The organism is Streptococcus oralis, from assembly GCF_003943415.1.
GTDB lineage: Bacteria > Bacillota > Bacilli > Lactobacillales > Streptococcaceae > Streptococcus > Streptococcus oralis_BJ.
Genome location: NZ_RJPK01000006.1, coordinates 122,638 through 133,232, shown reverse-complemented (window position 1 = coordinate 133,232; position 10,595 = coordinate 122,638). Strand labels below are relative to the sequence as shown.

The 10,595-nt window shown below is 40.2% G+C and carries 11 protein-coding genes, 1 tRNA gene, 1 rRNA gene, 1 other RNA gene and 1 pseudogene; 13 read left to right on the top strand and 2 right to left on the bottom strand.

All coding sequences use genetic code 11. The annotated features are described in order from the left end of the window. Window positions 1-133 precede the first annotated feature (133 nt). The 5 genes and pseudogenes from rrf (at window position 134) to D8801_RS08445 (ending at window position 2,847) form a co-directional block, all read left to right on the top strand. A 5S ribosomal RNA gene (gene rrf, locus D8801_RS08465) occupies window positions 134-249 on the top strand. Window positions 250-254: 5 nt separating this feature from the next. Further along, window positions 255-328, top strand: a tRNA-Asn gene (locus D8801_RS08460). 186 nt (window positions 329-514) lie between these two features. Then, a pseudogene (gene tnpA / locus D8801_RS08455) lies at window positions 515-819 on the top strand (IS200/IS605 family transposase); the annotation flags it as partial. Between the two features lie 264 nt (window positions 820-1,083). Beyond that, a complete protein-coding gene (gene comW, locus D8801_RS09870) occupies window positions 1,084-1,317 on the top strand; it encodes a sigma(X)-activator ComW (RefSeq protein WP_125849164.1) in 234 nt (77 codons plus the stop codon). A 243-nt stretch (window positions 1,318-1,560) separates the two neighbouring features. Then, window positions 1,561-2,847 (top strand): adenylosuccinate synthase, encoded by a 1,287-nt coding sequence (locus D8801_RS08445; RefSeq protein ID WP_125849166.1) that lies wholly within the window; start codon window positions 1,561-1,563, stop codon window positions 2,845-2,847. Between the two features lie 481 nt (window positions 2,848-3,328). Here the strand turns inward: D8801_RS08445 and D8801_RS08440 are convergent, their stop codons facing one another. Further along, entirely contained in the window at window positions 3,329-3,874 is a 546-nt protein-coding gene (locus tag D8801_RS08440; RefSeq protein ID WP_125849162.1) for a hypothetical protein, read from the bottom strand. A gap of 265 nt (window positions 3,875-4,139) precedes the next feature. Between D8801_RS08440 and tadA the strand changes: the two genes are divergently transcribed. The 8 genes from tadA to D8801_RS08400 all read left to right on the top strand — a co-directional run bounded on the left by tadA (window position 4,140) and on the right by D8801_RS08400 (window position 9,435). Continuing rightward, on the top strand, window positions 4,140-4,607 hold the full coding sequence (gene tadA, locus D8801_RS08435) for a tRNA adenosine(34) deaminase TadA (protein WP_125849160.1): 468 nt from the start codon (window positions 4,140-4,142) through the stop codon (window positions 4,605-4,607). 32 nt (window positions 4,608-4,639) lie between these two features. Continuing rightward, window positions 4,640-4,738: signal recognition particle sRNA small type (gene ffs, locus D8801_RS08430), an RNA gene on the top strand. 53 nt (window positions 4,739-4,791) lie between these two features. After that, window positions 4,792-5,235: a dUTP diphosphatase gene (locus D8801_RS08425; RefSeq protein WP_125849158.1), complete on the top strand. Its 444-nt coding sequence runs from the start codon at window positions 4,792-4,794 to the stop codon at window positions 5,233-5,235. Next, a complete protein-coding gene (locus tag D8801_RS08420; RefSeq protein ID WP_125849156.1) occupies window positions 5,195-5,752 on the top strand; it encodes a histidine phosphatase family protein in 558 nt (185 codons plus the stop codon). Before D8801_RS08425 ends, D8801_RS08420 begins: the two co-directional genes overlap by 41 nt. Before the next feature lie 13 nt (window positions 5,753-5,765). Further along, window positions 5,766-7,127: a DNA repair protein RadA gene (radA, locus tag D8801_RS08415; RefSeq protein ID WP_125849154.1), complete on the top strand. Its 1,362-nt coding sequence runs from the start codon at window positions 5,766-5,768 to the stop codon at window positions 7,125-7,127. Between the two features lie 72 nt (window positions 7,128-7,199). Further along, a complete protein-coding gene (locus tag D8801_RS08410) occupies window positions 7,200-7,694 on the top strand; it encodes a beta-class carbonic anhydrase (RefSeq protein ID WP_185758515.1) in 495 nt (164 codons plus the stop codon). A 214-nt stretch (window positions 7,695-7,908) separates the two neighbouring features. Beyond that, the gene (locus D8801_RS08405; protein WP_000010178.1) at window positions 7,909-8,877 is read left to right on the top strand and encodes a ribose-phosphate diphosphokinase; all 969 of its coding nucleotides are present in this window, start codon (window positions 7,909-7,911) and stop codon (window positions 8,875-8,877) included. A 120-nt stretch (window positions 8,878-8,997) separates the two neighbouring features. Next, window positions 8,998-9,435, top strand: a complete 438-nt coding sequence (locus D8801_RS08400; protein WP_125849150.1) for a CoA-binding protein — start codon at window positions 8,998-9,000, stop codon at window positions 9,433-9,435. A gap of 28 nt (window positions 9,436-9,463) precedes the next feature. On the opposite strand, the gene D8801_RS08395 is transcribed toward D8801_RS08400, so the two are convergent. Further along, a complete protein-coding gene (locus tag D8801_RS08395) occupies window positions 9,464-10,474 on the bottom strand; it encodes a YeiH family protein (RefSeq protein WP_125849148.1) in 1,011 nt (336 codons plus the stop codon). Window positions 10,475-10,595 lie beyond the last annotated feature (121 nt).

Genomic DNA, 10,595 nt, shown 5'->3' with positions numbered 1-10,595 from the left:
TGGAAGTGTGGCGACACATGTAGCGGACTAATACTAATAGCTCGAGGACTTATCCAAAGTAACTGAGAATACGAAGTGTAAGGTTTTCTTGGTATTTGATAGATATTCAATTTTGAGTAGGTATTACTCAGAGTTAAGTGACGATAGCCTAGGAGATACACCTGTACTCATGCCGAACACAGCAGTTAAGCCCTAGAACGCCGGAAGTAGTTGGGGGTTGCCCCCTGTGAGATATGGAAGTCGCTTAGCTTTTATCCGCCATAGCTCAGTTGGTAGTAGCGCATGACTGTTAATCATGATGTCGTAGGTTCGAGTCCTACTGGCGGAGTCAGATAAAAAAGAACACCACTGGTGTTCTTTTTTATTATGTGACTATTAGTCCGTCTCGCTCCGTTAGGTGCGAGACAAATAAACCACCCGCTATGCGGGTGCGCATCGAAGGTTATACCAAAAAAACTCCAAACGCGATACAATAAAGGTGTTCAAGCCAATTGTAAAGCGAAAGGAGAAAAATATGGCACAAAAGGCACATAGTTTATCACACACAAAGAGGATGTGTAAATATCACATTGTGTTCACCCCTAAGTATAGACGAAAAATCATTTATAATTAATATCGAAGTAGTTTGGGAGAAATATTCCATCAAGGATAAGTGTTTCAAGTTTCATGGGTTATTTAAAAGGCAAAAGTGCACTCATGATGTTTGACAAACACGCCAACCTCAAGTACAAGTTTGGCAACCGGCATTTTTGGGCAGAAGGTTACTACGTGAGTACAGTGGGACTTAATGAAGCCACAATTAAGAAATATATTCAAGATTAAAGAAATTATCCAGCGTCTTTAGGCGCTGGCTGGTGATTTGGGCTTATAACCCTGGTGCAAACCACCCGTTAGACGAGTAGTTATGATTTTATAAATGAAGTAAATTTCTCAAAATTCAAAACTTAATTTTGGCATCTATAATTACCTTTATATTTTATTTTTAGTTCATTTAGCTTTAAATTCTACTCTTATAGGATTTGAAGCTTTTTTAGTTCGTTTTTCTGTTAGACTAGTGTTAATAATAAGAAAGGGATTTTTTATATGCTTCAAAAATTTTATGAACGAGCATTTGTCTTTTTGAAACTAGTTGAACAAGAATATGCTTCTTTATGCCAGAGTTCTGCTGAGTGGGAATCACTTCATCTTCGTTTTTTACTTTATTATTTGATAAGATTTAGAATTAAAAGCTATAAAGAGTTTTGTTTATATCATTTTCAGACGGCCTATCGCTTGTATCTAGATAAATTCTTGCTAGAAGGTACTACTCTAAACTAGTGACGTTCATATATCATTTATCACGAACAATAATCTGTATTGATTTTATATTTTGTAGGATTTTGTTTAATTTTTAAGGTTTTGAATTTTGTTATTTACAGAAATTCCAAATCTTTTCCAGTGTTTCTTCTTGATAAAATGGTCTTTTTTTCTTATAATAAATTGTAAGATATAATTGCAGGTGAAACTCCTGCCATGTATATGAGAAAGGACGAGCTCCTAGTAGCTCAGACGAATTTTATTATGACTTCAGTTGTTGTTGTAGGTACCCAATGGGGTGATGAAGGTAAAGGGAAAATTACAGATTTTCTTTCAGCTAATGCAGAGGTGATTGCTCGTTACCAAGGTGGTGATAATGCTGGTCACACAATTGTGATTGATGGTAAGAAATTTAAGTTGCACTTGATTCCATCTGGAATTTTCTTCCCTGAAAAAATCTCTGTTATCGGGAATGGGATGGTTGTAAATCCGAAATCCCTTGTGAAAGAGTTGAGCTATCTTCATGAGGAAGGTGTGACAACTGATAACTTGCGTATTTCTGATCGTGCACATGTTATTTTGCCTTACCATATTGAGTTGGATCGCTTGCAAGAAGAGGCTAAGGGTGACAATAAGATTGGTACTACAATAAAGGGAATTGGTCCAGCATACATGGACAAAGCTGCTCGTGTTGGAATTCGTATTGCAGATCTTTTGGATAAAGAAATTTTTCGTGAGCGTTTGGAACGCAATCTTGCGGAGAAGAATCGTCTGTTTGAAAAATTATATGATAGCATGCCTATTTCAATTGATGATATTTTTGAAGAATACTATGAGTATGGTCAACAAATCAAGCAGTATGTGACAGATACATCTGTTATTTTGAACGATGCGCTTGATAACGGCAAACGTGTGCTTTTTGAAGGTGCGCAAGGTGTCATGTTGGATATTGACCAAGGTACTTATCCATTTGTTACGTCTTCAAACCCTGTCGCTGGTGGTGTGACAATTGGGTCTGGTGTTGGTCCAAGTAAGATTGACAAGGTTGTAGGTGTGTGTAAAGCTTATACGAGTCGTGTAGGTGATGGACCTTTCCCAACTGAGTTGTTTGATGAAGTGGGAGATCGCATTCGTGAAGTAGGTCATGAATATGGTACAACAACTGGTCGTCCACGTCGTGTGGGTTGGTTTGACTCAGTTGTGATGCGCCATAGTCGCCGTGTATCTGGTATTACTAATCTTTCATTGAACTCTATTGATGTTTTGAGTGGTTTGGATACAGTGAAAATCTGTGTGGCCTATGATCTTGATGGCCAACGTATCGACCACTATCCAGCTAGCCTTGAGCAATTAAAACGTTGCAAACCTATCTACGAGGAATTGCCAGGTTGGTCAGAAGACATTACTGGAGTTCGTAATTTAGAAGATCTTCCTGAGAATGCGCGTAACTATGTTCGTCGTGTGAGCGAGCTGGTTGGGGTTCGTATTTCTACCTTCTCAGTTGGTCCTGGTCGTGAACAAACCAATATTTTAGAAAGTGTTTGGTCATAGGAAATTTTTAAGATTAGTTTAAGACAGGTTGGGTATACTATAGACAGTTACAAGAAGACCTCCTAACTTGTTGTAACAAATATCCTAAACTTTTCTTTTTCATAATAATCTCCCTATTAAGTCACCGCATTCGGTGGCTTTTTTAGTTCATAAGTCCTATACAGGCTTCTACTTGACTTTTTAAGATAAAGAAAAAAACAGTGGGACAGAAATCTGTAGACCAAGTCTTAATTTGATAGAACTAGAACTTCATGGTTTCAACAATTCAGTAGATTGGTTAAGGTTGTGAATGGAGAAAAGAAGTTTTGGTAAAAGTAGCTTTTTGAATTTTAAAATACCAACAAATAGTTTAATCTACTAATAAATTATAGGTGTATAACTAAGCAAAAATGAGGTTGGGATTTTTGATCCCAGCCTCTTCAGTGAACTATTTTCTTTAGAATTTATAAGTTAGATAAAATTAAATTTTTTGTAAATTAGCTTATTTGATAACTTGGTTTCCTGATTTGTCATTTTGAATTTGGTTCATTTCGTGCATAAAAACATCTGCTTTCAGTTTATCTGTGATGATACTGACACTTATTAGCTTATTTGGATTTTTCTCATATCCTTCTAAAAAAATAGGATTTCTAATTTTCATGGTTAACTTTGTACAATTAAAGGGACGCTTTTTAATGGTTATTTGTTCGATATCTTGAAGTTTAAATTGATAATGTAATACGCTGAGGCCTCTGCTACTATAGGTATAATACTGAATAGTATTGTTTTTATGAACTTCTAATTTTACTCCATTTATGAAGAGATAATACCCCATAAACCATAGAAGAAGTGGAACATAAATCAGTACAATTGCTATAATAATCTTGTCTGTAAAATCGGTATTATAAGCTATCAGATGCTTTAGAATCCAGAGAATCATAACAGATAAAGATATCATGAATGGTCCCCCTGCTCTATTAAATTGATTTTTATATGGAAACATTAAGGTAAATTTTGGTTTATCCAGTAATAACTCTAATTTCATCATTTACCCTTTCATATTGTTTATTGTATAAATTTCAGTATATTCATCTCTTGAACTTTCTATGTCAGTTATCTCCATTATTTTAAGTTCATGATTTCTGATTTTCTATCAATTTTGCTAATATTATACTCTTTTTAAAACATTATTTCTACAATCCAGCGATTTGATAATATCTAAAGTTAGTCAGTGTAAATATTATAGAGCTCTTTTTTTGTCTAGGAAAACATGCTATAATGATAGAATTGATAAGTAGGAAAAGAGAGAAGCTATGGATTATACAGTTGAAGAAAAAGAAAGCTTCATGAGAGAGGCTTTGAGAGAGGCAGAAATTGCTCTAGAACACGATGAAATTCCAATTGGCTGTGTGATTGTCAAGGATGGAGAGATCATTGGCCGTGGGCATAATGCGCGCGAGGAGTTGCAACGGGCGGTTATGCATGCAGAAATCATGGCTATAGAGAATGCGAATGCGAGTGAAGAGAGTTGGCGCCTGCTAGATTGTACACTTTTTGTAACCATTGAACCTTGTGTTATGTGTAGTGGGGCGATTGGGCTTGCCCGTATTCCAAACGTAGTTTACGGGGCTAAAAACCAGAAATTTGGTGCAGCTGGAAGTTTGTACGATATTTTGACAGATGAGCGTCTCAATCATCGTGTAGAGGTAGAAACGGGAATTTTGGAAGATGACTGTGCAGCTATTATGCAGGACTTTTTCCGAAATCGACGGAAAAAATAATTTCTCTTTAAAAATAGAAGGGAATGTGGTATAATGAATAGTGGAGCAACAGTTCTGCGTGAAGCGGGTCAGGGGAGGAATCCAGCAGCCCTAAGCGATGTGAATTGTGTGCTCTTTTTTCGTGCTTTTTTCGAATAAATAAGATAAAATAGCCTAGAATAAATGATTATAGAAAAGAGAAAATATGAAAATTCGTGGTTTTGAATTGGTTTCGAGTTTTACAGATGAAAATTTGCTACCTAAGCGTGAGACAGCCCATGCAGCTGGTTATGATTTAAAGGTTGCGGAACGCACTGTGATTGCTCCAGGAGAGATTGTTCTCGTCCCAACAGGAGTCAAGGCTTATATGCAGCTAACAGAAGTTCTCTATCTTTATGATCGTTCCTCAAATCCTCGTAAGAAGGGGTTGGTCTTGATCAACTCTGTGGGGGTTATTGATGGGGATTATTATGGCAATTCCGGTAATGAGGGACATATTTTTGCTCAGATGAAAAACATTACTGATCAGGAAGTAGTTCTTGAAGTTGGGGAACGTGTGGTTCAGGCTGTCTTTGCACCATTTTTAATCGCAGACGGAGATGCAGCTGATGGCGTGCGGACTGGTGGATTTGGATCGACAGGGCATTAAGATGAAGATTATCTTTGTACGTCATGGGGAGCCAGATTACCGTGAGTTAGAGGAACGTTCTTATACAGGTTTTGGGATGGATTTAGCACCTTTATCTAAGGAAGGACGGCAACAAGCTCAGAAACTTTGCCAAAATCCCTTGCTACAATCAGCTGATATACTGGTGTCTTCTGCAGTGACGCGAGCATTAGAAACGGCTTTTTATGTATCCTGTGCTACAGGCCTTCCTTTGAGGGTGGAGCCTTTGTTACACGAATGGCAGGTTTATGAAGCAGGTATAGAGAACTTTGAAACAGCTAGATGTCTGTTTTTAGAAAACAAGGGGGAGTTGCTTCCTAATAGTCCTATTCAGTATGAGACAGCTGCGGAAATGAAGTCTCGATTTCTAGAATCTATGGCTAAGTATCGAGAACATCAGACTGTAGTTGTTATAGCTCATCGTATGCTAATACGTCAGTTTGTACCAGACGAGAAGATTGATTTTTGTCAAGTGATTGAGTGTGAGGTAGAGATTTAGAAAGAGGTTTATCATCGCAAAGAAAAAAGCGACATTTGTATGTCAAAATTGTGGGTATAATTCCCCAAAATATCTAGGGCGTTGTCCTAACTGTGGATCTTGGTCTTCTTTTGTAGAAGAGGTTGAGGTTGCTGAGGTCAAGAATGCGCGTGTGTCCTTGACAGGTGAAAAAACCAAGCCTATGAAACTGACTGAGGTGACTTCAATCAACGTCAATCGAACCAAGACGGAGATGGAGGAATTCAACCGTGTACTTGGAGGCGGAGTGGTACCAGGGAGTCTCGTCCTTATCGGTGGGGATCCAGGAATCGGGAAATCAACCCTTCTCCTACAAGTTTCAACCCAGTTGTCTCAAGTAGGGACCGTTCTCTATGTCAGTGGGGAGGAGTCCGCTCAGCAGATTAAGTTACGAGCAGAGCGCTTGGGAGATATCGATAGCGAATTTTATCTCTATGCCGAGACCAATATGCAGAGTGTTCGTGCTGAGGTGGAGCGCATCCAACCAGACTTTCTCATTATCGACTCTATCCAGACTATTATGTCTCCTGAAATTTCAGGGGTGCAAGGATCTGTGTCTCAGGTGCGCGAAGTAACTGCTGAGCTCATGCAGCTTGCCAAGACTAATAACATTGCCATCTTTATCGTAGGGCATGTGACCAAGGAAGGTACTCTGGCTGGTCCGCGTATGTTGGAGCATATGGTGGATACAGTGCTTTACTTTGAAGGGGAGCGTCACCATACCTTTCGTATCTTGAGAGCGGTCAAAAACCGTTTTGGTTCCACTAATGAGATTGGTATCTTTGAGATGCAGTCGGGCGGATTGGTTGAGGTGCTCAATCCGAGTCAAGTTTTCCTAGAGGAGCGTTTGGACGGGGCCACTGGCTCGTCAATCGTGGTAACTATGGAAGGAACTCGTCCGATTTTGGCGGAGGTACAGGCCTTGGTGACACCGACCATGTTTGGGAATGCCAAGCGTACTACGACAGGCCTTGATTTCAATCGTGCAAGTCTGATTATGGCTGTTTTGGAAAAGCGGGCAGGACTTCTCTTGCAAAATCAGGATGCCTATCTCAAATCTGCTGGTGGTGTCAAATTGGATGAGCCTGCCATTGACTTAGCCGTTGCAGTGGCTATTGCCTCTAGTTACAAGGACAAGCCTACCAATCCTCAGGAATGTTTTGTGGGAGAATTGGGCTTGACTGGAGAGATTCGGCGCGTGAATCGTATCGAACAACGCATCAATGAAGCAGCAAAACTGGGCTTTACCAAGATTTATGTACCCAAGAATTCCTTGACAGGAATCACTCCACCCAAGGAAATTGAGATTATTGGAGTGACGACTATTCAGGAAGTTTTGAAAAAGGTCTTTGCATAATCCGTGACAAATCCTCTTAAAAATGATAAGATAGGAGAAAAATTTGATTATCAAATTTTTAAGGGGGAAATCGTGTCGTATTTTGAACAGTTTATGCAAGCCAATCAGGCTTATGTTGCCCTACATGGGCAGTTAAATCTGCCACTTAAACCCAAAACCAGAGTAGCTATCGTGACCTGTATGGACTCACGTCTGCACGTTGCGCAAGCTCTAGGTTTAGCACTTGGGGATGCCCATATCCTGCGGAATGCTGGCGGTAGAGTAACAGAGGACATGATTCGTTCGCTGGTGATCTCCCAGCAACAAATGGGCACACGTGAAATTGTGGTGCTTCACCATACAGACTGTGGAGCTCAAACCTTTCAAAATGAGTCTTTTCAAGAGCATTTGAAGCACGAGCTCGGGGTTGATGTTTCTGGTCAAGATTTTTTACCCTTTCAGGATGTTGAAGAGAGTGTGAGAGAGGATATGCAGTTGCTTCGAGAATCTCCACTGATTCCTGATGATGTGGTTATTTCAGGTGCTGTCTATGATGTGGATACAGGAAGTATGAGAGAAGTATACTAACTTCATCTCGCAGAATTCTAATTCTAGCATAAAATCGATTGTTAAAATGTAGGATTTTTAATTTTAATATAGCCAATATAAAATAGTAAAAAACAAGGGTATAAATGTTTGCTCTTGTTTTATTTTTGATTGAAAAATAAAGGAAAAAGCGCTACAATGGTAGATGGAAAATGTTGTGTAAAAAACAAGCGATACATAAATACCGGAGGAAATCATGTCTTTTTCTGATTTAAAGCTGTTTGCCCTTTCTTCTAATAGAGAATTGGCAGAGCGTGTGGCGCAAGAAATTGGGATAGAGTTGGGGAAATCGACTGTTCGCCAATTTTCAGATGGGGAGATTCAGGTCAACATTGAAGAATCAATCCGTGGAAAACACGTCTTTATCCTACAATCAACTAGTTCACCTGTAAATGATAATTTACTTGAAATTTTGATTATGGTGGACGCATTGAAGCGTGCTAGTGCAGAATCTGTCAACGTTGTCATGCCTTACTATGGCTATGCACGTCAGGATAGAAAAGCGCGCGCGCGTGAGCCAATCACTGCAAAACTCGTTGCAAACATGCTAGAAGTTGCTGGGGTAGATCGTTTGTTGACGATTGATTTGCACGCTGCGCAGATTCAGGGATTCTTTGATATTCCCGTAGATCACTTGATGGGTGCTCCATTGATTGCGGACTATTTTGAACGCCGTGGCATGGTTGGATCTGACTACGTGGTTGTCAGCCCAGACCATGGTGGGGTGACTCGTGCTCGTAAATTGGCAGAGTTTTTGAAAACTCCGATTGCGATTATTGACAAACGTCGTAGTGTAGACAAGATGAATACCAGCGAAGTGATGAACATTATCGGTAAGGTAGAAGGTAAGACTTGTATCTTGATTGACGATATGATCGATACAGCTGGAACCATTTGTCATGCGGCGGATGCTCTTGCTGAAGCAGGTGCTGTTGAAGTTTACGCAAGCTGTACGCACCCAGTTCTTTCAGGGCCAGCTATGGATAATATCCAAAAATCAGCTATTAAAAAATTGGTTGTTTTGGATACCATCTACCTACCAGAAGAGCGTTTGATTGATAAGATTGAACAAATTTCGATTGCCCACCTTCTAGGAGATGCCATCGTGCGTATCCATGAAAAACGCCCTCTTTCTCCTTTGTTTAGCATTGAGAAAAAGATTTAATCTTTCACTTGAAGTAGACAGAACTCCTAGCAAGTTTCTTTTCTTGCTAGGAGATTTTTTGTAGTCAAAATCTGCAAGCCTTTTCAAAATATGCTATACTGATGAAAAAGGAGGATTTCTATGAGCCAAGAATTTATCAATCCAAGTGATGGAGTGGTCCGTCAGTATCTGACAACCAGTAAAACGTTAGCAGTGGTGGGCTTGTCCGACCGTGAGGAGACAACCAGCAATCGAGTGACCAAGGAAATGCAGGCTCGAGGCTATAAAATCATTCCAGTCAATCCCAAGGCTGCAGGTGGTGAAATCTTGGGAGAAAAGGCTTATGCAAGCCTAGCTGAGATTCCTTTTCCTGTGGATATTGTCAATGTTTACCGTCGCAGCGAGTTTCTGCCAGATGTGGCGCGTGATTTTCTCAAGGCTGATGCCAAGATTTTTTGGGCACAACTAGGACTTGAAAGTCTAGAAGCAGAAAAAATCTTGCGTGCTGGAGGATGCGATGACATCGTGATGAATCGCTGTATCAAGAGAGAACATACACGCTTAATTCTTGAACAATAAAAGGTAGCCAGTAGGCTACCTTTTTGTATTATAAAGTACCAATCAATGCTTGCATGCCAAGACTGGTGAGGATGATGGTAATCCAGCAAAGGGCTCCAAGGACAATAGATTTGCCACTGGATCTAACCATGCCAATCAGATTGGTTTTGAGACCGATGGCACTCATGGCCATGACGATAAGGAATTTGGAGAGTTGCTTGAGAGGTGCAACGAAGTCACCGCTGACACCTAATGAAGTGAGAATGGTAGTTAGCAGAGAAGCCAAGATAAAGTAAAGGATAAAAAGTGGGAAAACTTTTTTCAGTTGGAAATCTTGGCTGTTTTTTTGCTGGCGACTTTGTCGGTAGGAGAGAAAGAGCGTGATAGGAATAATGGCAAGGGTGCGTGTGAGTTTAACAATGGTTGCAGACTCAAGGGTATTGGTCTGATAAAGACTGTCCCAGGCGCTGGCGGTAGCCGTTACAGAAGAAGTGTCATTGACTGCAGTTCCTGCAAAGAGGGCGAAGCCTTCATTTGATAGGTGAAGCCAGGTTCCTAGAGTTGGAAAGATAAGCGCCGCTAAGACATTGAAGAAAAAGATAACGGAAATGGCTTGGGCGACTTCTTTTTCCTTGGCCTGGATAACGGGTGCTGTCGCAGCAATGGCAGAACCACCACAGATCGAGGACCCCACTCCAATCAAAGTAGCCAGTTTAGTATCCAAAGCAAAAAAGCTCTGGAAGAGGTAGGCGACGATTAAGGAAATCGAAATGGTGGAAAGGATGACAGGGAGTGAAGATTGTCCAACTGCGAAGACTTGCGAGATATTGAGACCAAAACCGAGCAAGATAACTGCATACTGGAGCAATTTCTTGGAACTAAAGGTCAAACCTGCATCTAGTTGTTTGTAGGGTGAGAGCCAGGGGTGGAGGAGCATTCCAGCAAAAATTGCAAAGACAGGTGCACCCACGACGGGGAAAAATCCTCCCAGGAACCAAGATACGATAGAAATGAGAAGGCAGGCCAAGATTCCTGCTCCATTTTTTGATAAAAATGACATATAAACCTCCGAAAATAAGCACTTATTATTATAGTCCTGTCGAGAAAAAAAGTAAAATAGAAAGTGAAAAATACAGGTTTCAGATGGATTTTGCGGTCAGGGAGCTTTTGTAGTATAATAG

What these genes read in the sequence shown, in the direction of transcription:
- comW (WP_125849164.1), top strand. Translation starts at nt 1,084, where the DNA reads ATGCTTCAAAAATTTTATGAACGAGCATTTGTCTTTTTGAAACTAGTT.
- D8801_RS08400 (WP_125849150.1), top strand. Translation starts at nt 8,998, where the DNA reads ATGAGCCAAGAATTTATCAATCCAAGTGATGGAGTGGTCCGTCAGTAT.
- D8801_RS08425 (WP_125849158.1), top strand. Translation starts at nt 4,792, where the DNA reads ATGAAAATTCGTGGTTTTGAATTGGTTTCGAGTTTTACAGATGAAAAT.
- D8801_RS08445 (WP_125849166.1), top strand. Translation starts at nt 1,561, where the DNA reads ATGACTTCAGTTGTTGTTGTAGGTACCCAATGGGGTGATGAAGGTAAA.
- tadA (WP_125849160.1), top strand. Translation starts at nt 4,140, where the DNA reads ATGGATTATACAGTTGAAGAAAAAGAAAGCTTCATGAGAGAGGCTTTG.
- D8801_RS08420 (WP_125849156.1), top strand. Translation starts at nt 5,195, where the DNA reads ATGGCGTGCGGACTGGTGGATTTGGATCGACAGGGCATTAAGATGAAG.
- D8801_RS08395 (WP_125849148.1), bottom strand. Translation starts at nt 10,474, where the DNA reads ATGTCATTTTTATCAAAAAATGGAGCAGGAATCTTGGCCTGCCTTCTC.
- D8801_RS08440 (WP_125849162.1), bottom strand. Translation starts at nt 3,874, where the DNA reads ATGATGAAATTAGAGTTATTACTGGATAAACCAAAATTTACCTTAATG.
- D8801_RS08405 (WP_000010178.1), top strand. Translation starts at nt 7,909, where the DNA reads ATGTCTTTTTCTGATTTAAAGCTGTTTGCCCTTTCTTCTAATAGAGAA.